The 26,156-nt window shown below is 38.9% G+C and carries 29 protein-coding genes; 19 read left to right on the top strand and 10 right to left on the bottom strand.

What is annotated here, in order from left to right:
- The first annotated feature begins 153 nt into the window (after window positions 1–153).
- A complete protein-coding gene (locus tag C9J29_RS16985; RefSeq protein WP_090002633.1) occupies window positions 154–942 on the top strand; it encodes a lipid II flippase Amj family protein in 789 nt (262 codons plus the stop codon).
- 92 nt (window positions 943–1,034) lie between these two features.
- Here the strand turns inward: C9J29_RS16985 and C9J29_RS16980 are convergent, their stop codons facing one another.
- Entirely contained in the window at window positions 1,035–1,919 is an 885-nt protein-coding gene (locus C9J29_RS16980; RefSeq protein ID WP_090002620.1) for a gluzincin family metallopeptidase, read from the bottom strand.
- A gap of 210 nt (window positions 1,920–2,129) precedes the next feature.
- On the opposite strand from C9J29_RS16980, the gene C9J29_RS16975 reads away from it, so the two are divergent.
- The 4 genes from C9J29_RS16975 to C9J29_RS16960 all read left to right on the top strand — a co-directional run bounded on the left by C9J29_RS16975 (window position 2,130) and on the right by C9J29_RS16960 (window position 6,319).
- On the top strand, window positions 2,130–2,804 hold the full coding sequence (locus C9J29_RS16975; RefSeq protein WP_089986356.1) for a response regulator transcription factor: 675 nt from the start codon (window positions 2,130–2,132) through the stop codon (window positions 2,802–2,804).
- On the top strand, window positions 2,801–4,159 hold the full coding sequence (locus C9J29_RS16970) for a HAMP domain-containing sensor histidine kinase (protein WP_107922491.1): 1,359 nt from the start codon (window positions 2,801–2,803) through the stop codon (window positions 4,157–4,159). The genes C9J29_RS16975 and C9J29_RS16970 overlap by 4 nt, the downstream gene beginning before the upstream one ends.
- A gap of 201 nt (window positions 4,160–4,360) precedes the next feature.
- Window positions 4,361–5,302: an alpha/beta fold hydrolase gene (locus tag C9J29_RS16965; protein WP_107922543.1), complete on the top strand. Its 942-nt coding sequence runs from the start codon at window positions 4,361–4,363 to the stop codon at window positions 5,300–5,302.
- Window positions 5,303–5,446: 144 nt separating this feature from the next.
- Window positions 5,447–6,319, top strand: a complete 873-nt coding sequence (locus C9J29_RS16960) for a DMT family transporter (RefSeq protein WP_008178592.1) — start codon at window positions 5,447–5,449, stop codon at window positions 6,317–6,319.
- 29 nt (window positions 6,320–6,348) lie between these two features.
- Here the strand turns inward: C9J29_RS16960 and C9J29_RS16955 are convergent, their stop codons facing one another.
- Entirely contained in the window at window positions 6,349–7,035 is a 687-nt protein-coding gene (locus C9J29_RS16955; protein ID WP_008178590.1) for an ArsR/SmtB family transcription factor, read from the bottom strand.
- 86 nt (window positions 7,036–7,121) lie between these two features.
- Here C9J29_RS16955 and C9J29_RS16950 point away from each other — a divergent pair, with 86 nt between their 5' ends.
- The 4 genes from C9J29_RS16950 (at window position 7,122) to C9J29_RS16935 (ending at window position 9,844) form a co-directional block, all read left to right on the top strand.
- Entirely contained in the window at window positions 7,122–7,424 is a 303-nt protein-coding gene (locus C9J29_RS16950) for an antibiotic biosynthesis monooxygenase family protein (RefSeq protein ID WP_089986358.1), read from the top strand.
- 35 nt (window positions 7,425–7,459) lie between these two features.
- Window positions 7,460–8,290 (top strand): CbrC family protein, encoded by an 831-nt coding sequence (locus C9J29_RS16945; RefSeq protein WP_089986359.1) that lies wholly within the window; start codon window positions 7,460–7,462, stop codon window positions 8,288–8,290.
- 27 nt (window positions 8,291–8,317) lie between these two features.
- The gene (locus C9J29_RS16940) at window positions 8,318–9,430 is read left to right on the top strand and encodes a PA2928 family protein (RefSeq protein ID WP_107922490.1); all 1,113 of its coding nucleotides are present in this window, start codon (window positions 8,318–8,320) and stop codon (window positions 9,428–9,430) included.
- Between the two features lie 126 nt (window positions 9,431–9,556).
- A complete protein-coding gene (locus C9J29_RS16935) occupies window positions 9,557–9,844 on the top strand; it encodes a hypothetical protein (protein ID WP_008178582.1) in 288 nt (95 codons plus the stop codon).
- Window positions 9,845–9,938: 94 nt separating this feature from the next.
- On the opposite strand, the gene C9J29_RS16930 is transcribed toward C9J29_RS16935, so the two are convergent.
- The 3 genes from C9J29_RS16930 to fdhF are packed head-to-tail and all read right to left on the bottom strand — an operon-like array spanning window position 9,939 to window position 14,417.
- A complete protein-coding gene (locus C9J29_RS16930; RefSeq protein ID WP_089986361.1) occupies window positions 9,939–10,985 on the bottom strand; it encodes an Mrp/NBP35 family ATP-binding protein in 1,047 nt (348 codons plus the stop codon).
- Window positions 10,986–10,996: 11 nt separating this feature from the next.
- The gene (locus C9J29_RS16925) at window positions 10,997–11,476 is read right to left on the bottom strand and encodes a helical membrane plugin domain-containing protein (RefSeq protein WP_008178578.1); all 480 of its coding nucleotides are present in this window, start codon (window positions 11,474–11,476) and stop codon (window positions 10,997–10,999) included.
- A 4-nt stretch (window positions 11,477–11,480) separates the two neighbouring features.
- Window positions 11,481–14,417 (bottom strand): formate dehydrogenase subunit alpha, encoded by a 2,937-nt coding sequence (gene fdhF / locus C9J29_RS16920; RefSeq protein WP_107922489.1) that lies wholly within the window; start codon window positions 14,415–14,417, stop codon window positions 11,481–11,483.
- A 580-nt stretch (window positions 14,418–14,997) separates the two neighbouring features.
- On the opposite strand from fdhF, the gene C9J29_RS16915 reads away from it, so the two are divergent.
- From C9J29_RS16915 to moaA, 3 genes are read left to right on the top strand one after another with little or no spacing between them, the layout of a single operon-like run.
- Window positions 14,998–15,345 (top strand): Na-translocating system protein MpsC family protein, encoded by a 348-nt coding sequence (locus C9J29_RS16915; protein ID WP_008178574.1) that lies wholly within the window; start codon window positions 14,998–15,000, stop codon window positions 15,343–15,345.
- 13 nt (window positions 15,346–15,358) lie between these two features.
- Complete coding sequence (gene fdhD / locus C9J29_RS16910) at window positions 15,359–16,177, top strand: formate dehydrogenase accessory sulfurtransferase FdhD (RefSeq protein ID WP_107922488.1); 819 nt, start codon at window positions 15,359–15,361, stop codon at window positions 16,175–16,177.
- Window positions 16,178–17,194: a GTP 3',8-cyclase MoaA gene (moaA, locus tag C9J29_RS16905; protein ID WP_043990494.1), complete on the top strand. Its 1,017-nt coding sequence runs from the start codon at window positions 16,178–16,180 to the stop codon at window positions 17,192–17,194.
- A gap of 46 nt (window positions 17,195–17,240) precedes the next feature.
- Here moaA and moaC read toward each other — a convergent pair whose 3' ends face one another.
- Genes moaC through C9J29_RS16890 form a run of 3 tightly spaced genes read right to left on the bottom strand, consistent with a single transcriptional unit; the run spans window position 17,241 to window position 18,797 of the window.
- Window positions 17,241–17,723, bottom strand: coding sequence for a cyclic pyranopterin monophosphate synthase MoaC (gene moaC, locus C9J29_RS16900; RefSeq protein ID WP_008178569.1), 483 nt, complete (start codon window positions 17,721–17,723; stop codon window positions 17,241–17,243).
- Window positions 17,716–18,306 (bottom strand): molybdenum cofactor guanylyltransferase, encoded by a 591-nt coding sequence (locus C9J29_RS16895; RefSeq protein WP_089986365.1) that lies wholly within the window; start codon window positions 18,304–18,306, stop codon window positions 17,716–17,718. Before C9J29_RS16895 ends, moaC begins: the two co-directional genes overlap by 8 nt.
- Window positions 18,303–18,797, bottom strand: a complete 495-nt coding sequence (locus C9J29_RS16890; protein WP_089986366.1) for a MogA/MoaB family molybdenum cofactor biosynthesis protein — start codon at window positions 18,795–18,797, stop codon at window positions 18,303–18,305. Before C9J29_RS16890 ends, C9J29_RS16895 begins: the two co-directional genes overlap by 4 nt.
- 175 nt (window positions 18,798–18,972) lie before the next feature.
- Here C9J29_RS16890 and C9J29_RS16885 point away from each other — a divergent pair, with 175 nt between their 5' ends.
- From C9J29_RS16885 to moaD, 5 genes are read left to right on the top strand one after another with little or no spacing between them, the layout of a single operon-like run.
- Complete coding sequence (locus tag C9J29_RS16885) at window positions 18,973–19,989, top strand: thiazole biosynthesis adenylyltransferase ThiF (RefSeq protein ID WP_107922542.1); 1,017 nt, start codon at window positions 18,973–18,975, stop codon at window positions 19,987–19,989.
- 13 nt (window positions 19,990–20,002) lie between these two features.
- On the top strand, window positions 20,003–21,292 hold the full coding sequence (locus C9J29_RS16880; RefSeq protein ID WP_008178562.1) for a molybdopterin molybdotransferase MoeA: 1,290 nt from the start codon (window positions 20,003–20,005) through the stop codon (window positions 21,290–21,292).
- Window positions 21,256–21,780 (top strand): molybdopterin-guanine dinucleotide biosynthesis protein B, encoded by a 525-nt coding sequence (gene mobB, locus C9J29_RS16875; protein WP_107922487.1) that lies wholly within the window; start codon window positions 21,256–21,258, stop codon window positions 21,778–21,780. The genes C9J29_RS16880 and mobB overlap by 37 nt, the downstream gene beginning before the upstream one ends.
- Entirely contained in the window at window positions 21,777–22,253 is a 477-nt protein-coding gene (locus C9J29_RS16870; protein ID WP_107922486.1) for a molybdenum cofactor biosynthesis protein MoaE, read from the top strand. Before mobB ends, C9J29_RS16870 begins: the two co-directional genes overlap by 4 nt.
- A complete protein-coding gene (moaD, locus tag C9J29_RS16865; RefSeq protein ID WP_008178556.1) occupies window positions 22,250–22,483 on the top strand; it encodes a molybdopterin converting factor subunit 1 in 234 nt (77 codons plus the stop codon). The genes C9J29_RS16870 and moaD overlap by 4 nt, the downstream gene beginning before the upstream one ends.
- Before the next feature lie 36 nt (window positions 22,484–22,519).
- Here the strand turns inward: moaD and modB are convergent, their stop codons facing one another.
- Window positions 22,520–23,176, bottom strand: a complete 657-nt coding sequence (gene modB, locus C9J29_RS16860) for a molybdate ABC transporter permease subunit (RefSeq protein WP_008178554.1) — start codon at window positions 23,174–23,176, stop codon at window positions 22,520–22,522.
- Between the two features lie 3 nt (window positions 23,177–23,179).
- On the bottom strand, window positions 23,180–23,965 hold the full coding sequence (modA, locus tag C9J29_RS16855) for a molybdate ABC transporter substrate-binding protein (protein WP_107922485.1): 786 nt from the start codon (window positions 23,963–23,965) through the stop codon (window positions 23,180–23,182).
- A gap of 158 nt (window positions 23,966–24,123) precedes the next feature.
- On the opposite strand from modA, the gene C9J29_RS16850 reads away from it, so the two are divergent.
- Together C9J29_RS16850 and C9J29_RS16840 are read left to right on the top strand one after the other, a co-directional pair.
- On the top strand, window positions 24,124–25,044 hold the full coding sequence (locus tag C9J29_RS16850) for a helix-turn-helix transcriptional regulator (RefSeq protein ID WP_107922484.1): 921 nt from the start codon (window positions 24,124–24,126) through the stop codon (window positions 25,042–25,044).
- A 241-nt stretch (window positions 25,045–25,285) separates the two neighbouring features.
- Entirely contained in the window at window positions 25,286–25,879 is a 594-nt protein-coding gene (locus C9J29_RS16840) for a trimeric intracellular cation channel family protein (RefSeq protein WP_008178546.1), read from the top strand.
- Window positions 25,880–26,156 lie beyond the last annotated feature (277 nt).

The following is a 26,156-nucleotide window of genomic DNA, read 5'->3' as shown; positions in this document are numbered from 1 at the left end:
TCCTTACGCCTAGTGGAAAAAAATCTTACCCTTTCATTTGTGGGGTAAGATTTTTCTATCGGAACTATTTTGATTGTTTTGCGTCAGTATGTAAAATCGTTAGAAAGCAAAGAGTAGGTACACAGTGTGGATTTAATAACAAATAAATTAATAATGATTGCCTTGTTTATTTTAATCATTCATGCCATTGAAACGCTTGCCTATGCGGTACGTTTATCTGGAGCGCGTGTCAGGTTACTAGCATCTGCTTTAGCTCTTTTTAATGTAATGGTCATGGTTTCACGGCTCGCTAATATGATGCAACAGCCATTTACGGGTAGTTTGGTCGATACTGCACCTGTGGACGATGCCTTGACACATGTAGAACAGCAGTTTCGAATCATTATTGGAGCGGCATCTCTTGGTACACTCATAGGTATCTTACTCATCCCAACTTTCGTAGCCATTTTTTCAAGAGCTATCGTCCATTTGGCTGAGGAAAGGGGCTCCATCCCAGCATTAATGAAAAAGGGTTTTACGTATGAATATGTAAGACGTGGCTTGAAGCATATTCATACGCCCCGATTTACCTATTTAAAAGATATTGGATTACGAGATATCCCTCTACAATTATTTATTACGAATATAGTCATTACGGCAATCTATACTATCGGCGTTTTATCTGCTTTGTATGCAACTTTATTAGTACCGGAATTAAAAACAACTGCCGTTATGGCATCTGGTTTAATTAATGGCATAGCGACCATTCTGTTAATTTTATTCATTGATCCAAAAATCTCCATTCTAGCCGATGATGTAATTAATAAAAGGGGAAGCTATTTAGATTTAAAAAAAGCCTCGGTCATGATGATGTTTTCAAGATTTTTAGGGACGATTGTGGCACAGTTATTATTCATTCCTGGAGCGCATTATGTGGCATGGTTTGCCAAGCTAATTGCCTAATTGAAGTTGAGAGCATGTATAGGCAAAAAGGAAAGATCTAAGTCCGGTATGTTGCGAACTTAGATCTTTTGTGCTGAACGTAGGGCTCTTTACTACTTTTTAAAATATGTAGGATCAAGCTGGAGAATAATTGTATTTTTATCATAGAAATCAGGCGATTTAAACTTTTCTTCATAGGTAAATCCGGGTTGATTGTTAATAAAGGCTAACCAATCCATTTCAATTTCATGTACTCCTTTTCCGTATACTTCTTCTATTTTATTTGCCAAGTCCTTCTTATCGTATATGTTTTCAAATTTTTCGAGTCCATAGGTATCAATTAAATATTTAACAAATGAAGCTGCGTGAGTATAGCTCATCCATCTAAGTGTATTCAACTCATTTAGATTTGTAAGATTTGGGCGGAAATAGGCATCGTCTTGATATGGATCTATTAATTTGCTAATGGGAATTAATTTATCTGAATCCATAAAATACTTCATATACTTTTCGATATCATATTCACTTTTACTAAATTGTTCGTCCATATAGACCGCATAACCCTCTTGTGTAAAATAACCATGATCAGTATCAAAATTGCCCCCATAACCAAGTAAGGAATGTGTCATTTCATGAACAAGTGGATAAAAACCTTCTTGACTGATAGCTAATTCTATTCTCGATGCAAAACCCCATGATTCAGTGTCTTCCCCATTTAGAAATATTGTTATTTGCTCAGATGGAACATATGATGTATGGATGGATTGCATAATATCATCATAAGCCTTTAGGATTTCATCTTTTATCGTATCCACAGTTTCTTTCGGAGCCTCGATGTTATTCATAATTTTAAAGGTAAGTTTACCATCTGCTGTTACCACGATATTTTCATCCATTTTTTCTTCTTGTAGTTGCTCTTTAGGAACTACATTCTCCTGAGAGCAGGCTGCTAATAAGCATATAATAAAGATAAGGGAAAAGCCTCTAATTTTAAACATATGACCTCCAGAAAAATCAGTATTTTCTAATAATACGAGCCGAAAAACCAAAAGTTTCATTTTATGTAAAAATAAAAGGAATTAGAGAAGGGTGTTCTTTTTCTTAATGGAAGTTTTTCTCTTAGAAAGGAGAGTCATGTAGGCGAGAAGTGAAGTTCATTTATAGTATAATAGGGTTGACTTTTATATTGGAAAAGAGGGAACGGATGTATGACGACTATACTTGTTGCTGACGATGATGCGAATATTCGCGAGCTTGTATGCCTGTTTCTGCGCAAGGAAGGATTCGCAACAGTGGAAGCCGAAGATGGTAAGGCAGCATTATCCATCTATCACTCAACACCTGTTGATCTTGTAGTGCTTGATATTATGATGCCAACGATGGATGGTTGGACTTTATGTAAGGAGCTACGGAGAGCAAATGCTGAAATCCCATTACTTATGCTGACGGCAAGAGGTGAAACATGGGAAAAAGTCAAGGGCTTTGAGCTCGGTACAGATGATTATTTGACCAAACCATTCGATCCTTTAGAATTGACGGTACGTGTAAAGGCTTTATTAAAGCGCTACAGGATTGGCTACTCGCAGACCATTAAGCTCGGTGCTATTACCCTTGACCGTCAGACCTATAAAGTTATGACAAGAACGGATTCGATTACGTTGCCACTGAAAGAGTTCGAATTATTATATAAGCTAGCCGAAACGCCTGGACAGGTTTATACACGTGAACAGCTGATCGATCAAATCTGGGGAATAGATTATGCTGGCGATAATCGAACAATTGATGTACATATAAAGCGCTTGCGTGAACGCTTCGCGATGATAGCTGATTTTCATATTGAGACGATACGAGGTCTTGGGTATAGGTTAGAGGTTGATGAATGATTAAATCTTTATATACACGTGTAGTGTTGACATTTCTTGTTGCGGTCATTGGGGGGACAGTCGTTTCCTTCTTCGTAGCCACATGGCTATTTAAAGATAAATTGAATGAGTACTTACAAATCCCCTTGCTGAATTTTGGACAGGACATTGTCTTAATTTTTGACACAATGCCTTTTCAGGAGGCAGACAATTTACTTAGCCAAATGAATCAACTGAAATCGTATGATGTCTATGTTTATGATGAAGCAGGGAAGTTGAAGGCTTATGGAGATGCTCCAAGCGATAAATTAGTTGACGTGACTAAGACGCAAGTTCGAGACGTGTTGGATGGTAAAGTTGTGCAAGTGAATCCGAACGTTTCTTCAGGACTTGTCGGTATGCCTTTAACAACTGACAAAGGAACCAAAGCGATGTTTATCGAACCAAAAGCTGTCTCCTCTGCCTCTTTTGCGCTCACGGTAATTTTAAATTTTTCCACATATGCGCTAGTTATAGGCAGTGTAGTATTTCTAATAGCGGCTATGTTTTTAGTGAGACCGATTAAAAAATTAACAAAAGCCACGAGACATATAGCAGGTGGAGATTTTAATGTCGAGCTCAACATTAAACAATCAGGAGAATTAGGTGTTTTGGCCAGAAGCTTTGAAGAAATGGCTTACGATTTGCAGCAATTAGAGCAAATGAGGAAAGAGTTTGTCTCGAACGTATCCCATGAGGTTCAGTCACCCCTTACCTCAATATCTGGCTATGCTCTGGCACTAAAGCAGGTAGACTTAACGGATGAGGAAAAAAACCGTTATCTTGATATTATTATGGCTGAAGCTCAACGAATGTCTAAAATGAGTGATAGTCTATTAAAACTAAGTTTACTTGAATCTAAGGCACCGCCGATGCAGCCTGTGTCGTTGAGCCTAGATGAACAAATTAGACGTGTAATCGTCGCAATCCAGCCACAATGGATGGCTAAAAACATCCATTTTAACCTCCAGTTGCAGTCGATGTATGTCATGGCAGATTACGACCAATTAAATCAGGTATGGACAAATCTTCTTACGAATAGTATTAAATTTTCAAAGGATGGCGACACGATAAAGATCAGCATGTCACAAGAGGCTCATCATGTGTTAGTTCGCATAACAGATACGGGCATTGGCATTTCTCAAGAGGATCAGAAGCGGGTATTCGAGCGATTTTTTAAGGCGGATCGTTCCCACAGTCCAAAATATGAGGGAAGTGGGATGGGACTTGCTATTGTGAAACAAATCGTTTCCTTGCATAAAGGGGACGTTCGGGTGGAGAGTGAGCTTGGACAAGGAACGACATTTATTGTTACATTGCCAATCACAGCCCATTAAAAGATAAATGTTAGGATTCCTATGTAGCTATTCACATAGGATATCGTAACATTTTTTTATTGTTCATATTGCGTTCATATTACCGTCATTGGGAAGACATCTTCGTCCTTTACACTGTTGTTAACGGCTCATAAGGTAGCTGTTAACAACAGTGTAAAGGAGGCAGGCACGAGTAAAGGTGAACCCCCTCGTGTGTCAAATATGAAAAAATTTACTAGAATCTTATTGAAATCGATAGCGATTATAGGTGCAATAGGATTGCTACTACTCGCTATTGTTTTTACAGTTAACATTATTTGCAACAAAATAGAACAAGGTAAAATAGAACCCTATGGTCAGCTCGTTGCTGTTAATGGAGAAAATATGAATATTACTATTCAAGGGAAGGGGACAGAAACCATTGTCTTACTACCAGGCTTCGGAACAGCAGCTCCAACGCTTGATTTTCAGCCACTGATTGAGGAACTAGCTCCACACTATAAGGTAGTTTCTGTAGAGCCTTTTGGCTATGGGCTAAGCGATGATACTAAGAAAGAGCGCAACACAGAGAATATAGTTAGTGAGATTCATGAAGCGCTACAGACATTAAAAATTGACAAGTATATGTTAATGGGACATTCGATAGCAGGGATCTATGGACTCGATTATGTCAATAAATATCAGGATGAGGTAACTGCATTTATCGGAATTGATAGCAGTGTCCCTACTCAGGGTGGTATGGATACGGAGTTCCCAATTAAGTCGTTACAGTTTCTAAAAAAATCAGGCATTGCTCGAGTAGCTCTAAAATTATCGGGAACTGATCCATATGCTGGATTACCTTATGACGATGAAACAAAAGAGCAAATTAGGATGATTACCCTTAAAAACTTTTATAATACGAGTACTTCCAATGAACTAAAGGGGATATATCAAAAATTTAAAGAAGCAGAAAACCTTACATTCCCTAAAGATTTACCTCTATTGTTATTTGTTCAGGCGAACAACAATGATGGAATTGAGAAAAACTGGATACCACTCCATGAAGAGCAAGTCAAAAATTCAGTGCATGGCAAAGTCATTATAATGGATGGAGATCATTACTTACACCATACAAAATCACGAGAAATTGCTGAAAACTTGAAGATATTTATGGAAAATTGATATTTATAGCATCTTACCTCTTAGTTATTAGAGGTAAGATTTTTTATTACATGCTTTTTTTGTAATCCATACTTCGATAAATGTTGAATTACTTCCTGTTTATAATCGATATAAAGTGATTAAATCAGGTAAGGAGAAATTTGTATGAAAAACTATCAATTTATTGCACTATTAGTAGTTACGACCTTTTTAATGGGTTCATCTTTTGCCATCGTAAAACTAGGACTACCCTATTCATCCCCTTTATTATTGGCTGCATTGCGTTTTATATTGGCAGGGATCATTATGGCTATCGTTGTTAGGTTCTTTAAAAGACCACATCCAACCACAAAGGAAGGGTGGTTCAAGTTATTGATGATTGGAGTCTTTCAAACGGCTGGAGTGATGGGGTGTATTTTTCTAAGTCTACGTACCATTTCAGCAAGTGAGTCTTCTATATTAACATTCACAAACCCATTACTAGTTGTCATATTTGCCACTATTTTTACCAAAGTACGTTACAGGTTCCATCAATGGATAGGTGTTTTGCTCGGTTTAATCGGCGTGATCATCACAATGGGTACCCAAGTTGAATGGAAGATAGGTATTCTATTTGGATTTTTATCTGCTGTTTTTTGGGCCATTGCAACATTATTAGCCAAAAAATGGGGTCTATTATTTGATACTTGGGTTTTATCAGCCTACCAAATGCTGTTTGGGGGCTTCCTTCTTTTCCTTGCGAGTACCTTGTTAGAGCAACCATTTTTCATTGTCAATCAACAATCATTATTGATTTTAATATGGCTTAGTATCTTTTCTTCCATCATTCAATTTGCTGGCTGGTACTATCTACTTCAAAATAGCGATCCTGGAAAAACAAGTGCCTATCTGTTTTTAGCGCCCTTTTTCGGAGTTTTAACGGGCTGGCTGTTATTAGATGAGCCATTACAACCATCTTTAATGATAGGAGGGCTATTCATACTGGTCGGAATTTATTTAGTAAATCGCACTTTTAGTAGAGGAAAAGACTTGAGGTAATAGCGACCTACCTCAAGTCTAGTTACTCTTTATAGCTCTATTTGAAATACCTCTTTCAATCCAATTTTACCTTTCTCCGTCACCTGAATGGCGCGAATAGAAGGGACACGAGTAAGCCAGCCAAGCTGGAATAAATGATTGAATAGCTCACTACCAAGAGCACCAGCCAAATGATAACGCCGTTCGCTCCAATCTAAACAGGCATGTGAGAAGGATCTTCTTTTCTTTTTTAATGCAGGTAAATCGATACCAAATGATGTGAAAAATAATGTGCCTTCATCTGTTAAAACAAACTGCTTTTCTTCTAATTTTAAATAGCCCGCTCGCATCATCGATTCTGTCAAATGAACACCTAATTTACCAGCCAGATGGTCATAGCAAGTTCGAGCCTCCTGCAACAATTTTATTTGGCTAGATTGTTTTAAAGATCGTATTTCAGGAGGAGGTGAAATGGCTAGGAAGGATTCAAGAAATTGAGCAATTTCCTCGTCTGCTAATTGAAAATAGCGGTGTCTACCCTGTTTTTCCACCTTTATTAGTTTTCCTTCTACTAATTTAGCTAGATGGAAGCTAGCTGTTTGAGGTTTAATAGCAGCCATATAGGCTAATTCACTAGCCGTATGGAAACGACCGTCCATCATACTAGCGAGTATTGTAGCTCTTGAAGTTTCGCCGAGGAGCGCTGCGACTTCAGCCATATTTGGATTAATTCCCATTTGTCACAATCCTTTCGTTTGCTATATTTTGATTTTAGTCAAAGTCATTATCGTTTACAATAAAAGTTATAGAGGGGGAGAAATAAATGGAAACATATTATGCAGTGATCTTTACATCACAAAGAACCGAACATGATGGGGAGGGCTATGGTAAGATGGCCGAAATAATAGATGCTTTAGCCAAGCAACAGCCTGGCTTCCTACGTGTTGAAAGTGTAAGGGATGAGGACGGAAAGGGCATTACCGTATCCTATTGGGAATCACTAGAGGCTATTCAAGCTTGGAAAGCTAATGCCAAGCATTTAACGGCCCAGCAATTAGGAAAAGAGAAATGGTACACACATTATCAAGTTGAAATTTGCCAAGTCATGAAAGAGTATTCTTTTTAATATTAAAATTAGGTAAACGAAGGAGGCAGATTTTGATGACAATTGCTGAAGAATGGCAGGAGCTTAGAAATAATTTTAATCCTTCTCAACCAATAACGGTTAACCGGATGCATATTTTTAAAGAGCAATTAAAGAATGAGCCACAAACGCAAGAAACATTGAGAATACTAGTCGAGGTCTATTGTTTACTAAGGATGTACCCAGAGGCGTATCGACTATTTACAGCTATTATGAATAATAAAGATAAAAAAGATCGAAAAAAATTAGGAACGCTACAAACCTACATAAATCAACCAAATTCAGTGGTTCCGTTGATGCCACAAAAGATAAGAGATCAACGGACTATCCAAACGTTCATCCCTACGTTTAAATATTTACCAAATCCAATAGAGGCGAAAATTTTTGAAACAGATGACATCGTTGAATGCGATTGTTGTCAACAGGAAGTGGATGTCTATTATACAGGTGGTATTTACGCGATAGAGGATGTTGATTATCTTTGTCCTTCTTGTATTCATAGTGGAGAAGCTGCCCGAAAATATGATGGTTCCTACCAGCAAGATTTAATTCATGATGAACAGATTACAAATCCTACATTAGCAGAGGAAGTGCTATATCGAACGCCAGGTTATGTGAGCTGGCAAGGGAATAATTGGGTAGCCCATTGTTCAGATTACTGTGCATTTATTGGCTATGTTGGTTGGAGTGATATGGTGGAGCTAGGCATAGACGATAAGTTTGACAATTATACGGGCTTTTCGCTAGAAGAGCTTTCTGCCTCCTTAATGAATAATGGGCATCATCAGGGGTATTTATTTCAATGCCTGGAATGTGACAGCTATGTGCTTTATTCAGATTTTAGCTAATGGTTGTTTGGTAAAGGAGGTAGTAAAGTGGAACAATTTCTTCAACGGTACATGTATTCTTGGCGCTTAAACGGCTGGCTTGTTCACGATATTTTTTTAGAGGTTATCTTTGGACTGGGATTGTTCCTGCTATTATTTATAGCTATTAAACGGAAGCGTCTTATTATTTCTATCAGCTTGCTCGTCATTTATATAGTAGTAAGTAATGCACTAATGATAGTTTTCGGTTTAGCAGGACGAGGCTTTCCGATCAAATCGGACTCCTCTATTTATACAGATGAATCACAAAAAATTGCTGTCCAAATGGTGCAGGGCTCTGAAAATAATGGAACATCCAATGGCATTACACACTTGATTTCACATTATCTTATTGTAGCTGTGAATTTGGAGACAGGTGAAAAGCAATGGACAAAATCGGCTTCTTATAAAGAAACGCTTATTGGAAACTTTATGGGTGGCTTACTTATTCACCATCGAGATGGTGAGTATGGGCAATTGTCACTTTTAGATATAGAAACGGGAAAAGAAATTCTTTCTGAAAAGGAATTTCGCCAGCAGCACCAGCCATTAATAGATATTTTAAGCAATGGTGCGCAACAGATGGTAGCTTTACAACACGAACTTTATTTAGAAGGTGTCGATGGTCATTTTTATCATTATGATGGTAAGACTTTAAACAAAGATGATAAAGCCCAAAATTATATAGCTGCTCGTTTCTTTATTGAGTCGGATTTGCCAGGTTATTTTGCTACGCATCAGCATCCCTTAGATAATTATGAGGAGATTCAAGATTTTAGTCACCAGGTGTTGTCAGAGACTGCTATACGAACCTATCAAAATTTAGAGCCAAAAGTGATGGATGTAGATTTAGCCAACGGCACTGCCCTCCTTTCATATCGAAGGACTCAGCGAGAGAGTGCAGATCATCTGCTCGTGCTGTACGATATGAAAAAGCATCAATTACTATGGGAAGAGAAGATTGGTGCCATTAATTCCTATCAACAGCAGCCTAAAGTACGAACAGTGGAGAAGGGCTATATCATCCAAACAGGGGATCAGCTTATAGTCCTAGATAAACATTCTAGGGATAGGGTTGTTCAATATCACCTACGTTGGAATCGACCAATTGATGAAATGTAAATGACAGTGTGATGAAATAACTTGTGGCAAAAAATGATTTAGCTCAGGAAAGCATTATTTGCTTCTAATAAAAAAGAGTATAATTTAATAGGAAGAAACTCTGTAAAATAAGGATGGAGTAAGCTAATGAATGAGCAAATAATAGATTGGATTATTCGCTTTCAAAGGGATAAAGATATCGAAGCTCTCGCGCATTTAAAAGACTATTGCTTTGCGATGATTGAACCTTTGATTGAGGAATTTACAGAGAAGCATGGTGAAGAGGCGGGACAGTTATTACGTTTAAAATGGGATAAACGATTTTATTTTATTTTTACAAAATATCAGGTGAATGTAGGGCTCCCATTAGATACTTTTGTCCAAAATACGTATCGTTTTTATTTCATGCAAGTATTAAAAAAGGCTGGCTATTAGTGATCCGTTAAATTCGGTGAATGCTTGAAAAAAATAACAGGAAAAATAAAATCCCTTGATTTGTGTATGTATAAACAAATCAAGGGATGATTTTTTATTGATAAAGTATATCTTCTGCTAGGTGAGTAAACACTTCACCAATAATTGTATCTGCATCGTATACGGAGGAGCCCGTATTTTCTTCAGGTTGAGCAAAAGGAATATGTGCTAAAACATTAGTTTGCAATAATTCGGCTAGTTGCTCAGCGCCACCTTGTCCAAAAAGATAGTTTTTTTGACCATCTGTCCCTTCAAAATAGGCCATATTTTCAACGACACCAAGTATGGTGTGCTTGGTATGTTGAGCCATTAAACCTGCTCGGGAAGCAACGTGAGATGCAACAAGATGCGGTGTTGTGACAATCACTTCCTGTGCTTGAGGAATCATCGCCGCCATATCAATTGCCACATCACCTGTACCTGGTGGCAAATCGATGAGAAGATAATCTAATTCTCCCCAATGGGTGTTGACCAGGAAATTTCGAATCCATTTGTTGAGCATAGGTCCACGCCACATGACAGGCTGGTTGTCATTTGTAAAAAAGCCCATCGACATGATTTTGACGCCATGAACCATCACGGGAATAGCAGTTTGGTCCAGCATGGTCGGTTTTTGGTCAACATTCATCATCGTTGGTATACTGAAGCCGTAAATATCTGCATCTAAAATACCGACACGTTTCCCAAGACGGGCAAGAGCAACAGCTAGGTTGATCGTTACGGTAGACTTACCAACACCACCTTTACCACTAGTTACTGCAATAAATCGAACACCTGAATGGGGCAATAGCATTTTTGGCATCCCTTTATCTGTCACATTTTTCGCTTGTAGAGAGGCGATTAAGGTGCGACGTTCCTCTTCAGTCATTGCCCCAAAGCTAATGATAACAGGGGAGACACCAATCGCTTTTAATGCCCCCTCCACCTCCTGCTGAATTTTTGCTTTTAAAGGGCAGCCAGGAATAGTCAAAATGATATCAAGCGATACTTGTGTACCATTGATTTGAATATTACGCACCATATTTAAGTCTATAATACTTTGGTGAAGCTCTGGATCTTCTACCTGTTTCAAGGCGTTTAGTATATTTTCTTTCGTTAACATGTAGGCACCACCTAATCTTTTAAGCCTTTACCAAGTCCTTTTAAGAAATGGACACCGAAATTGACTGCACGATTAACATCTGGATCATTTAACATTTTAACTAGCTTAAAAGCACTCACTTTTTCATCAGTTTCTAGAGCTTTGTTCGCTTCGTCTACTCCAGCATTTAAGCCTTCAATAAGTTTTGTTGTTGTTTCAGGATTTAGCTCTGTCAAGGCTCCTGCAACACCCATCAAATTATTAATGATATTCGTCACAGGCTTTCGTGTTAATTGTCCAAGTGCTATATGAGCAACATCTTCTTTCGCTTCAAGTAACTTAGTAGCGGCTTCTAATGCACCAATATCATTTAATTCTGCCATAATTGTAAATACTTGCTGAACTGCTTCTTCATGATCAGAAAGTAGTTGTTTTAGATTATCTAATTTTTGTTCTTTTAGTTGTTCTTCCGTAAATTGTTGCTTTTTTATGCTTGTAATCGGTACAGCCATGCTCTCACTCTCTTTCGTTAGTAGTTGTTAAGTGAACGTAGCCAGGACGATTCCATTTCCGTTGTACCTCGACGCCATTTTGAGGATGACGCTTTTTATAGCGTGGGTTTGTTCGAGGAAGTGGTGATTTTCCTTTTGCTTTTAGCACTTCTACTCGAACTTTCGTTTGTTTATAGGCAGGTGTTGACGTATTCACATCTGCGGCTGGACCCGTTAGGAAATTAATTGCGGAATCCTTGCTAACAGAGTTCATTGGTAAGAATAGCTCGTTACCTTGTACGCGATCTGTAACAAGAGCATTTAGCTTTAATGCACCATATGGCGATACTAAACGGAGTAGGGCACCATCCTCGATGCCTCGTTCTTTCGCTAGTTCGGGTGATACTTCTACAAAAATCTCAGGAACTTTTGATTGAATACCCTTTGATTTATTCGTTAAGTTGCCTTCATGGAAGTGTTCAAGCATACGACCGTTATTAATATGACAATCATACTGTGCCTCAAATTCAACTGGTTCCTTCCAGTCATTTAATGCAAAGCGTGCCTTTTTATCAGGGAAGTTAAATCCATCCTCATATAGTAAAGGAGTATCTTTCCCATCATGACTACCCCAGCAGAAGCTACCCCAGCCCTCTAAAACATCATAGTTGGCTTGCGAGAAAAGGGGAGATAGGCTAGCCATTTCGTCGAAGATGTCGCTTGGGTGATTGTAATGCCAGTCAGCACCAAGACGATGAGCAACTGCTTGTAGAATTTCCCAATCTGCCTTCGACTCACCAAGTGTCGGCAAAACCTGATATAGACGTTGAACGCGACGCTCTGTATTAGTGAATGTACCATCTTTTTCAAGGGAAGGAGCAGCTGGTAAAATTACATCCGCATATTGTGCCGTGCGTGATAGGAAACAATCTTGGACCACAAAGAAGTCTAATTGGGATAGCACCTCATCCACATGGTTCGCATTGCAGTCAACAAGCGCCATATCTTCACCTACTAAATACATCGCCTTCATTTTACCTTCCATAATCGCATCTAACATTTGCATATTATTACGACCTGGCTGTGGTTGAATGTTGACACCATATGCTTTTTCGAATTTAGCACGGGCTTCATCATCTGTTACTTTTTGATAGCCCGGCAATAGATTTGGTAGTGTACCCATATCACATGCGCCTTGAACATTATTATGACCGCGAAGAGGGTAAGCACCTGCACCTGGACGACGGTAGTTACCAGTTGCTAAAAGTAAATTAGAAATGGCAGCCGATGTATAAGATCCACCTGTATTTTGTGTGACGCCCATACCCCAAAGAACGCAAGTGCCGTCTGCGTCACGAATCATTTCTGCCACCTGAATGATGGTTTCTTTTGAAATTCCAGTCATTTCTTGTGCATAGTCAAGTGTATATTTTTCAAGAACTTGTTTGAAATCGTCCAAGTGTAGGACATTTTCCTGAATGAAGGCTTCATCATGCCATCCTTGATCCATCATATATTTGGTTACAGCCATTAACCATACTTGGTCAGTACCTTGCTTCGGACGCATAAATATATCTGAACGCTCAGCCATTTCATGTTTACGTATATCAGCAACAATCAGCTTTTGACCATGTAATTTATGGGCACGTTTGACACGAGTAGCCAAAACGGGATGACCCTCAGCCGGATTAGCCCCAATAATAATGACAAGACCTGCCTTGGCAATATCTTTAATTGTTCCTGCATCGCCACCCATACCTACAGTGCGCAATAAACCGTCCGTCGCTGGTGATTGGCAATAGCGAGAGCAATTATCAACATCATTTGTCTTAAACAATTGACGTGCCATTTTTTGAATTAAGTAATTTTCTTCGTTTGTAATTTTAGATGATGAGATAAAGCCAACAGAGCCAGGGCCATATTGTTGTTGAATGCCCCCCAGTTTAGTGGCAATTAAATCAAGTGCTTCCTCCCAAGAAGATTCCACAAAGGCATCAGCTTTACGGATTAATGGCTTTGTTATACGTTCTTCAGAGTTGATAAAGTCCCAACCGAATTTCCCTTTGACACAAGTAGAAATTGCATTTACAGGACCATCGGAAGGTTGTACTTTTAAAATTTTGCGATCTTTTGTCCACACTTCGAACGAGCAGCCTACACCGCAGAAGGTACAAACTGTTTTTGTCTTTTTCGTCCGTTTACTACGCATCGCTGCTTCCACCTCAGAAACAGCAAAGATACCACTATAGCCGGGCTCTACTTCTTTTATCAAACTGATCATTGGATCTAGCATATCCTGTTTAAGACCAGTCATAAATCCAGCCTCTCCCAGCATGGATTTTTCCATTAACGCATTACATGGGCAAACGGTTACACATTGACCGCAGCTGACACAGGAAGAATCATTAATCGCAACGCCAGTATCCCAAATTACGCGAGGTCTTTCTGCCTCCCAATCCAAAGATAGCGTTTCATTCACCTGTAAACTTTGACAAACCTCCACACATTGTCCACATGCGATACATTGGTTTGGATCATATCGGTAAAATGGGTGTGACATGTCCACTTCATGTGGCTCCACTTTTGGTTTGTATGGATATTTTTGATGCTCGATTTCCATTAACTCAGCTGTGTTGTGTAAAGTACAATTGCCGTTGTTATTATCACAAACTGTACAGTACAATAAATGATTTTCAAGAAGTCGATCCATCGCTTCCGTTTGTGCCGCCTTTGCTTTGTCAGAAGTTAATAATATATTCATGCCATCAACTGCCTTCGTTGAGCATGACCGAACTAATTGGCCGTTCACCTCAACGATACATGTATCACAAGTCTCGATTGGATCAACGGTAGGTACATGACAAATTTGTGGATGTGGGATGTCATGTTGATTAATGGTATCAAGGATTGTAGCTCCTTCTTTTACATCGTACGTTACGCCATTAATATGAATTTGAGTCAAGGTAACTTCCTCCTTTTACACTATGAGACTACTCGTACAACCTGTTACGGCTTAAGACAAAAGGGAATTACATTGCGAGTTTTTATTAATGATGAAAAGATTGTCTTGTTATCATTGTAATTCCCAAATGGCCTTGAAGCTACCTCAAAATAGGGTAATTGCTAGAACATAACAAGTTATCCATGTCCCGGATTAAAAAATAAAAAAATCCACCATGAAATGGCACGTCTAAGACATGCTAATACATTCATGGTGGATAAAATTCTTAGCAGGACTTGCTAAAAACTCAATCAGCTTTTATTTTTGGGTCATAATAGAATTCAAATATTCATAAACACTATGCGATTTCTAAGTAGATGCGACATAGGGATCAAAATACATAAATTCCATTTGTGCTATTATTATAGCCCTTTGCCGCAAAAGGAACAATATAAATCATAAATATTTTTACATGAGAATGATTATCAAAAACATTTTCCCTTTTATTTTTTTAAAAGTTACTATATGATTAACAAACTGTAAGGGTGACCCCCATAGTGATTGCCTAAAAAAGTATAATGATGATGGGAGAATCATTACGATGTCTAAAAAAGTTCATGAATTTAACGATATGATTCGTAAATTACGAAAAGAAGTTTTTGGTAAAGGACCAGAACGTATTCATACGGTCTTTGTTGAAAATATGGCTGTCTCCACTTTATACGGGAATATCACCCCAACTGAAAAATTCATTGCGGGTTCACCCGAAGGATTGAAAATGGTTCATGCCGCAAGGACGAGCATGATTCAAGATTTATATGCACAATCGCCACCTGAGGGCATGGAAGAATTAATGGGCAGTAAATTACTCCATTTATTTTCAGATATTAAAATTGAAGAGGATTTTGCGATTTCCGTCTTTGTTTTTGAAAAGCATATAAGTGAATAAAGGAGGATGCCTTATGGAGAGAGCCGTTACGAGGAAGATTGTGCGGGTTCAGGGGCAGCAAGTGAAGGAAATAGATGATTTAATTGTCTCAGAATATGCTGTGACCGTGAAAATTAATCAACAAGAATTTGTCACGATGGTTTGTACGCCAGAATATGTCGAGGATATGGTCATCGGTTATTTAGCGTCTGAACGGGTGATCCGTAATTACAAGGATATTGAGAATATTTGGCATCAAGAACAAGAAGGCTTTGTGCACATTAAAACCAAGCATGTCAATCCTTACTATCAGCAAACGCAAAACAAACGCTATATAACGTCTTGCTGTGGAATGAGTCGACAAGGCTTTGTTTTCACAAACGATGCTTTAGTAGCAAAAAAAATGGAAGATATTCATGTCCAAATTACGACTGAAGATTGCTTTCGTTTAATGCACGCCATGCAGGAGACGGCTGATATATTTAAAAAAACAGGTGGTGTGCATAATGCAGCGCTATGCGATGTCAATGGCATTGTTTTAAGTCGCATGGATATTGGTCGCCATAATGCTTTAGATAAAATTTACGGCTATTGTTTACGTCAAAATATAAGTATGCACGATAAAATTATTGTTTTTAGTGGACGGATATCATCAGAAATATTACTAAAGGTATCTAAAATAGGCTGTGAAATAGTATTGTCTAAATCGGCACCAACCGAATTAGCCTTGCAATTGGCTGAGCAGCTTGGCATTACGACCGTAGGCTTTATTCGACAACAAACATTGAATATTTATACACATCCAGAACGCATCATCATGCCAGCACAGAATGTACGGAAAGAAGGAGATTAAATGACGGATCTACAAGACCAACTACGCAGACCGTTAAGAGATTTAAGAATATCCGTGACAGATCGCTGTAATTTTCGCTGTCGTTATTGTATGCCAGCAGAAGTATTTGGTCCAGATTATGCATTTTTACCGTCTGATAAAATATTAAACTTCGATGAGATTGAAAGATTAGTCAAAATCTTCGTCTCATTAGGTGTTAAAAAAGTTCGTATTACAGGTGGAGAGCCTTTATTACGCCGTGATTTAACGGAATTAATTGCCCGAATTCATCGCCTAGAAGGTGTAGAGGATATCGCCTTAACAACAAATGGCACTTTATTAAAAAAATATGCACAGCCATTGGCACAAGCAGGCTTATCCCGAGTTTCAATCAGTTTAGATTCACTAAACGACGAGCGTTTTTTTGAGATGAATGGACATCGAGGGAAGGTGTCAACGGTGTTAGAGGGTATTGAAAAGGCAGCGGAAGCAGGTTTACAAGTAAAAATTAATATGGTTGTTCAAAAAGGGAAAAATGACCAGGATGTTTTAGAAATGGCACGATTTTTTAAAGAAAAACAACATATTTTACGCTTTATTGAGTATATGGATGTTGGGAATTCGAATGGGTGGCGCATGGATGATGTATTGGCTAAAAAAGACATCATTGAGCAAATCCATCAGCATTCACCGCTGCAACCGATTGCTCCTAATTATCACGGGGAAGTGGCGACGCGTTACCAATACAAGGATAATAAGGGGGAGATTGGTATTATATCATCCGTCACAGATTCCTTTTGCACTTCTTGCTCACGTGCCCGCCTCTCAGCAGAGGGCAAATTATATACTTGTTTATTTGCTACAGAAGGTACGGATTTAAGAGAGCTATTAAGATCAGGACAAGATGATACAGCAATTATTAATTGTATAAAAAATGTCTGGACAAAAAGAAATGATCGCTATTCAGACGAGCGGAACGAACAGACGATGGCAAGCAGGAAAAAGGCTAAAGTTGAAATGTCTCATATCGGGGGGTAAACATGAAAAACAGAAAAAAATCGGCAAGATGCCGAATTTTTTCTGTTTATTTATGCGTAAAGGCACCGCTTTTTCCGCCTGTTTTTTCTACAAGATAGGTTTCTTTAATGACCATCGTTTTATCAACCGCCTTACACATGTCGTAAAAAGTGAGGGCAGCGATGGACACAGCTGTAAGGGCCTCCATTTCGACACCAGTTTTTCCATTGCATTTGACAGTAGCTTGAATGTGTAGCTCATAACCAAGATCCGTTTTCTGATAATCAAATTGCAGATCCGTGCCCTGTAGCATAATAGGGTGGCACATTGGGATGATATCTGCCGTTTTTTTAGCGCCCATAATACCTGCAATTTGAGCGACTTGTGTAGGGTCACCTTTCTTGATACCCCCTTGCTGGATGGCCTGATAGACCTCATTGGATAATGTAATGGTACTGCGTGCTATGGCTGAACGCGTTGTTATTTCTTTTTCAGATATGTCGACCATTTTGGGACGACCTGCTTCGTTCCAGTGGGTAAAATTATTCATTGTTAGACTCCTTTGTAACTGTTTGTAGCCAATCATGATGAGCATTGATATTAATAAATGTTGGACAGTTCTCATTAAAAGGAACATAACTAACACGAAGCTGATCTAAAAGCACTTTCATACTCCGTTTGTTTTGTTCCATCAATTGTTTTGCTAAGGGTAGGGCAGTGCGTCGATATAAGGCTGCTAATGGCTGGTAGCGTGAATTTTGTTTTGGAACAATCGCATCATAAGAATCATTGATATTGCCTAGCATCTCTTCAACAAAAGGTGCATTCATATAGGGCATATCACTAGCGACGACAAAAAACCATTCTACCTCAGGAAAAGCTGTCAGTATATGATGCAGGGCAAAAAGTGGCCCTTGATGGGGCTGCTGTTCTATGATCCATTGTACATTCTCAGGACCAAAACTTGGTTGCAGGCTAGCGTTTGTAGCGATCACCAAAGGATTTAGCTGATTTCCTTGGAGAGCGTTGAGGCTATGCTTATATAAAGGCAGCCCCTCAAACGTCTCAAACATTTTCGGTTGACCATACCGAGAGGATTGACCACCAGCTAAGATAACACCTGCAACGTTCATAGACGATTCAATTCTCCAACAAAATGTTGTACGGTCGGTAAAATAAGCTTGGTCATGGCCAATGTCACAGCATTAGTAGAACCCGGTAAAACATAAATAGCCGTTTGATGGCGGCTGCCAGCTGTGGCCCGACTAAACATAGCTTTTGGACCAATTTCCTCATAGCTTAACGTTCGAAATAATTCTCCGAACCCCATCATTTCTTTTTCAAAAAGAGGGGAAATGGTGTCGTAGGTTTGGTCTCTTGGTGTAAAACCAGTTCCGCCAGTGACGATAATGACATTGATGTTGGCATGATTGCACCATTGATGAATAAGTTCTGAGATTTCAAGCGGTTCATCCTTTGCTATTTGGTAGTCAACTACTTCAAAAGCAGCCTCTTGAAGTAAAGAAAGAATGCGCTGACCCGCTAAATCATCTGCCTTTGTCCGTGTATCACTCACAGTTAAAATGGCCGCATGGATGGGTTGTTGATGATGTGTAGGATGCAAGGTAGAATGACCTCCTTTTCTTGCGTTATTGGAGTTTTTCACAAAAAAGGCTCCATTCGTGAAGTGAGGAACGAACACGAAATAGAGAAAAATTTTCTGAGTAAGTTTCACTTTATTATAATGCTATCGACGAAAAGGTCAAACGAAAATTCATAGAAGGAAAGGCAAAATGCTCATGAATAATAGATATTCGAGACAACAATTATTTAGCCCTATTGGACAAACAGGGCAGCAGGCAATGAAACAAAAACATGTCCTCATCATAGGGGTTGGCGCCCTAGGGAGTGCTAGTGCAGAAGCACTCGTGCGTGCAGGTGTTGGGAGATTGACGCTGATTGATCGAGATTATGTGGAATGGAGTAATTTGCAACGACAACAATTATATACGGAGCAAGACGCACAAGAGAAATTGCCGAAAGTGATCGCAGCGAAAAATCGACTGCAACAAATTAATGCAGAGGTGGCCATTCAGGTTGCTATTATGGATGCCTGTACAGAATCATTGCTACCGTTGCTAGACGATATAGATGTCATGGTAGATGCTACTGATAATTTCGATGTTCGCTTTTTGATGAACGATCTTGCACAACAGCATCGTATTCCATGGGTGTACGGTTCCTGTGTAAGTAGTTATGGAGCTACCTATACGATTGTGCCAGGAAAAACACCATGTTTACGATGTTTGTTAAAGGTAATGCCTCAAACAGGGATGACCTGTGATACAGTAGGAATTATTAGCCCTACAGTCCAAATAGTAGCGGCATATCAAGTAGCAGAGGTGTTAAAACTGCTAGTTGGCGATGAAAAGGCCTTACGAAAAAGCTATTTAACGTTTGATGTTTGGCAAAACCAACATTATGAAATCAACGTAGATAAAATGCGTCAGGATGATTGTCCAACCTGTGGTCACCATCCTACGTATCCATCTTTAGCTTATGAAAATCAAACAAAACTAGAGGTGCTTTGTGGTCGTGATGCGGTACAAATCCGACCGCCAAATCCGACTCACTACAATTTAGAGCAGTTGGCAGACCAACTTCGTACCTATGGTGATATTCAAATTAATCCTTATTTGCTATCTTGCCAAACAGAAGATTATCGCATTGTTATTTTTCAGGATGGGCGTGTAGTGATTCATGGAATTCAGGAGATCCAACAAGCAAAAACCATCTACTATCGTTTATTAGGATAAAGGAGTGTGCCAAATGTTAGAAAAGAGACAACCAATTCCAGTGTCAGAAGCTGTACATCGTGTAATGGATTATGCTTTTCAAGCCAAAAAGGAGTTTGTGCCATTATCACAGGCATATGGACGCTTTATTGCGGAGGATATTGTCGCCGATCATGACGTACCAGCCTTTGATCGATCCCCTTATGATGGCTATGCCATTCGTTCTATCGATAGTCAAGAAGCATCATCAGCACAGCCAGCCATATTTCAAGTCGTTGGAGAAATTGGTGCTGGCTTTGTTTACGAGGATGAAGTTGGATATGGCCAAGCAGTACGCATTATGACGGGGGCGCCAATACCAAAAGGATGCGATGCAGTTGTAATGCTAGAATTAACCCAGACATTCGTGGAACATCAGCAAACATTTATGTCGATTAAACGGGCGTTTACAGCAGGCACTAATATTTCTTATAAAGGTGAAGATGTACAGCAGCATACTGTTCTAATTGAAAGAGGACAATATATTAACCCCGGTGTCATGGCCTTACTAGCTACCTTCGGCTATGCGCAAGTGCCTGTCTTTCGTAAATTAGTGGTAGGTGTCATTGCCACTGGCAGTGAGTTACTAGAGCCAGAGGAATCTTTACAGCCAGGAAAAATTCGAAATAGCAATGCTTATATGATCATGGCACAAATTGAACGTACAGGTGCAGAAGTTCGATACTTTGGCAAATTTAGCGATGATCTTGATTTATGTATTCGTATCGTTGAAAAAGCATTACAGGAAGTCGATATTTTACTGACAACGGGAGGCGTTTCCGTTGGAGATTATGATTATTTACCGGCTATCTATCAAGCTATTGACGCTAAGGTATTATTTAATAAGGTGGCGATGCGTCCAGGAAGTGTAACAACAGTTGCTGCTAGAAATGATCAATTATTATTTGGACTTTCCGGTAATCCTTCAGCATGCTATGTGGGCTTTGAGCTATTTGTACGCCCTATTATTCGCACAGCATTTGGCAATCAACAGCCACATGTCCGCAGAGAGCAAGCTATTTTAGGGGCAGATTTTACAAAGCCCAATCCATTTACTCGCTTTGTAAGAGCTCGTGCATATTATGAAAATGGTCAGCTAGTAGCTGTGCCATCTGGTTTTGATAAATCGAGTGCCGTTTCGTCTTTAGCGTCAGCTAATGCATTTATTGTCTTACCTGGTGGCTCCCGTGGCTATGAAAAAGACATGCAGGTAGCAGTTTTATTGCTAGAAGATTTGCGAGGAAGTGAGTGGCCTTGGAACACCATCGAAAAATCATACAGATAGTTGGCTATCAAAATAGCGGAAAAACGACTTTGATGGAGCAATTAATCAAGCAAGCCACGTCAGAAGGGCTACGAGTTGGGACCATTAAACATCACGGGCATGGTGGAGCACCGGTAGAAAATTCTTCGAAGGATAGTAGTCGACACGAACAGGCAGGTGCTCGTGTTTCAGCAGTAGAAGGGGAAGGTACTTTACGGTTAAGTATTCACCAACATAGCTGGCAGCTTGCTGATATACTTGCGATTTATGCTAACTTTTCAATGGATATTATTTTGATTGAAGGATATAAAAGAGAAGATTACCCAAAAGTCGTATTACTACGAACAGCACAGGACTATCTGTTACTACAACAAATGTCTAATATCCTTTGTGTAATTTATTGGCCGAGCTATCCAATTGATCAAAACATAAGGATTCCAAGCTTTTCTATTAATGAAGAAACAGAATATATGGAATTTTTGTTGAATGAAATGAGGGAAAAACTATGACGACAGCCATGTTTGAAATTATTCATAAGCCGATTGATGTGGAGGAGGTACGGCACAAAGTACTTAGTCGAAATGCTGGAGCGATTACGCTGTTCATCGGAACTGTACGTGAAATCACACAAGGTAAGAAAACATTGTACTTGGAATATCAAGCATACCCAGCTATGGCAATTAAAATGTTTGAGCAAATTGCACAGGAACTAAAGCTGCAATGGCCAGAAGCAGAAATAGCGATTACACATCGTGTAGGGCGATTGGATATTACGGATATTGCCGTAGTCATTGCGGTATCATCCCCACATCGAAAAGTAGCCTATTTGGCAAATGAATATGCAATTGACCGCATTAAACAGATTGTGCCCATTTGGAAAAAAGAACATTGGGAAGATGGTACACAATGGATCGGGGATCAATTAGAAAATGTCCCGTATTCTGAAGGAAAACCCGCGATTGATGAGGAGGGAAAATTGTGATTAATATCTTATTATTTGCTCATTTACAAGAAGCGGTTGGTGCGTCAACACTATCAGTAGAACTGTCAGACGTGACGGTTGCTCAAGTAAAAGAATGGATGGAACAGCATTATCCTCAATTGACATTGCAGCAAATGATGACAGCCATTAATGAGGAATTTGCAATGGATACAACCATTGTTAGATCAGGTGACACAATCGCTTTTATTCCACCTATTAGTGGGGGATGACGAAAAAGAGGTGGCTGTTTAAACCAGCTACCTCTTTTATACTTTTAGAATATGAATGCTAAGAAGCATTAGGAAAGAAATAGCGATCATGCACAAAACCCATGTCCAGGCAAGGGTCATGTTCCCCGAATCAATGGCCATATAAATAGCCAATGGCGTTGTTTGGGTTTTTCCTGGAATATTACCCGCAAACATTAATGTGGCCCCAAACTCACCTAATGCACGAGTGAAGCTCAAAATTCCTCCTGAAACAAGAGCCTTTAATGCAAGTGGAATGGATACGAACATAAAGACTTGCCATTCGTTAGCCCCATCCACACGTGCTGCATGCTCAATATCGCAATCAATCGAAGAAAAGCCCGTTTTCGCCGATTGATACATTAAGGGAAAGGCAACGATGGTAGAGGCAATGACGGCTGCCCACCATGTAAACATGACAGGCTGATCAAAAAGCCAAATAATTAGATTTCCTAATAAACTATTCTTGCCAAATATAACGATGAGCAGGAAACCTACTACAGTTGGAGGTAATACTAAGGGCATCAGCAAAACCGTTTCCAGTAATAGCTTCCCCTTAAAATGATGGGTCGCCATCCATTTGCCCATTAAAATACCTGCCAATATAGCAATGATACCCGCAACAAAGGCAATTTCTATCGAAAGCCTAAGAGGAGACCAAAAATCGGTACCCATCCTTTATTGTGCTCCTTTAAACCCATACTTTTTAAAGACTTCCATTGCTTCATCACTTTGTAAGAAATGATAAAAATCTTCAGCCTCTTGTACATGCTTACTATTTTTAATGACACCAACAGGATAGATAATTGGTGTGTGTATTTGATCATCTGCAGTTGCAACGACTTCGACCTTATCTGATACAAGCGCATCTGTTTTATAAACAATTCCTGCATCTACATTTTCTGTTTCACTATAAGTAAGGACTTGGCGTACGTCTTTTGTATACACTACCTTGGATTCAAGTGACTCCCACAATTGCATATTTTTTAACGTTTCCACACCGTATTGCCCCGCAGGCACTGTTTCAGGTGTACCCAATGCAATTTTTCCTGCTTGTTTTAAATCTTTAAAGGATTGGATTTGTTTGTCATTTTTTTTAGGAACGATTAATACTAATTCATTTGCTAAAAGATCCACCCCCTGATTAGGATCAATCATCTCTTTTTCTACAAGCGCATCGAATTTATCTTCGGCTGCCGAAAAGAAAAGATCTGCAGGAGCACCCTGTAAAATTTGTTGCTGTAATGCGCCAGAACCTCCAAAGTTATAGAGAATTTTAATTGTATCGTGTTCTTTTTCATAAGCTGTTTTTAGTTCTTCTAGGGCATCTTGTAAACTAGCAGCCGCAGAAATGGTTAATTCAATTGGCACTTTTACTTGCGGATCTTTTTCTTCGTTTCCACAAGCAGCTAATAGACCAACTAGAATGAGTATGGATGCAAAGAAACTATAAAATTTTTTCACTTTATTTTTCTCCTTTTATAACTCGTTATAACAAGACATAACTAATTATAATAAGTTATAAGTGAAAAAGAAACCTGTAATTGGTAGAAAATTTCAAGATGTTCACACGTAAATAAATAAGTTACCATGTAAGAAGAGGCTTATAGGAGGAGAATGATATGTCACAAGAACAATCCTATACAATTGAAGAGGTTGCACAATTATTAAAGGTTTCGAAATTAACGGTCTATGATTTAGTGAAAAAAGGAGATTTGCCTGTTTTCCGAGTAGGACGCCAAATGAGGGTGGACCGTGCTGATTTACAGGGCTATATACAAAAACGTAAGACAGGTAATGCCGCATCGACGCCAGTAGTAGCTAGGCAAACAAAAAAACTTCCAAAAATGATTATTAGTGGACAAGATGTAGTGTTAGATGTATTAGCAAAATACATGGAAAAAAGACAGTCTAGTAAAGTATTGAGATCTCATGAAGGTAGTTTTAATGGTATCATGGCGATGTATAACGGGGAATGCGATATAGCCAGTTTACATATGTTTGATGGGGACACAGGAGACTACAATACACCCTATGTAAAAAAGATTTTTGTGAGCCATCCTTTTTTGCTCATTAATGTAGTGTCCCGTAGAGCAGGTTTCTATGTTCAGCAAGGAAATCCTCTCCAACTAGAATCCTTTAAAGACTTTAAGACCAAGTCATTTACGCTCATCAATCGTGAGAAAGGATCGGGTGCACGTACTTTATTGGATGAGCAATTGCGCATTCATCACATAGCTCCGTCTATGATTGATGGGTATAACAAAGAAGAAATGAGCCATCTCGATGTCGCATCGGCTGTAGCAAATGGGCATGCAGATGTTGGCATAGGGGTTGAGAAAATTGCTAAACTAGTAAACGTTGATTTTATTCCTGTTATTAGAGAGCGCTATGATATTGTGCTGTTAAAAACACCTGACAATCAACAATTAATTGATACGGTGAAGGAGATTTTGACTTCAGCAGATTTCCAATGTGAAGTGGCTGCATTAGGAGATTATGATGTTTCTCAAATGGGTCAGGTCATCTATGAAACACTGTAACTCAAATTATCGTTTGTATTTCTAGCATAAATGGTTTACAATTTTACTTGGAAATTTTATGGTCGTTGTGTTTTCTGTACATTGCAGAACGTCTATGAAATTTCAAATGAAGATTTGGTGAGATGGATAATTTAGTAGGTAAAACTGCTAGGATATTAGCCCACCATAAAATAGTTGGCGTCAAAGATGCGCAACTATTTTATGGTGGGCTTTTTGCTGTAAACAAAAGGAGTTGGATCAGATGACGTGGACAGTGTTACACATTATTGGCATTATTGCCTATGCAATTAGCGGCGCATTTGTCGCCTTACAGGCCAAATACTCTTTTATTGGTATATTTGTACTTGGCCTAACAACCTCTTATGGTGGGTCCATTATTCGCAACGTTGTACTTGATATACCTGTGTCCGATATATGGGAGCGACAATCCTTACTAGTCGTTTTAGTGACGCTGACAACTATTTTATTTGTGAAAAGAAATTGGATACATCACTGGAACCGCTGGGGCTATTTCTTTGATTCAATTGGTCTTGCTTCTTTCGCAATACAGGGTGGATTATTAGCCAAAAGCCTAGATCACGATCTAGGAATCATTATTATAGCGTCCATGTTTACGGGTGTTGGCGGTGGCATGATTCGGGACTTATTGGCTGGTAGAACGCCTCTTGCATTAAGAGAAGAGATTCATGCCGTCTTAACATTTGTCTGTGGGCTTTGTATTTGGGCAGGGTGGAGCAGTCCGCTTGAATTATCAGTTATCGTTATTTTCATTGTGGTCATTCGAATGTTATCTGTGAATAATAAATTGAAGTTTCCTTTGAAATTTTTGCATTAACCCAAATTCTCTTGTGGACTTTAAATGAAAGAATATTTGCTGTATCTAGTACAAATGGTTTTAAGAAGGGAAATTTAAACGTTTAATTTATGATGTTGTTTTTCATCATAAAGGATATTCCTCTGCTGGTGTTGGATTGGTAATAGATCTTAGTAATCGAACATTCTAATATTTGTTCAATAAACATTCATGTTTATAACTATCAACATAGTATAATTTTGTTTTAAAAGGAATTCTATATGGGTAGAATCCTTTTTTTTTGTGATTTTTTAAAGTG

The sequence above is a fragment of the Lysinibacillus fusiformis genome (assembly GCF_003049525.1).
GTDB lineage: Bacteria > Bacillota > Bacilli > Bacillales_A > Planococcaceae > Lysinibacillus > Lysinibacillus fusiformis.
Note: the sequence above shows the minus strand (reverse complement) of the source record. Positions and strands in the feature narration are given on the sequence as shown.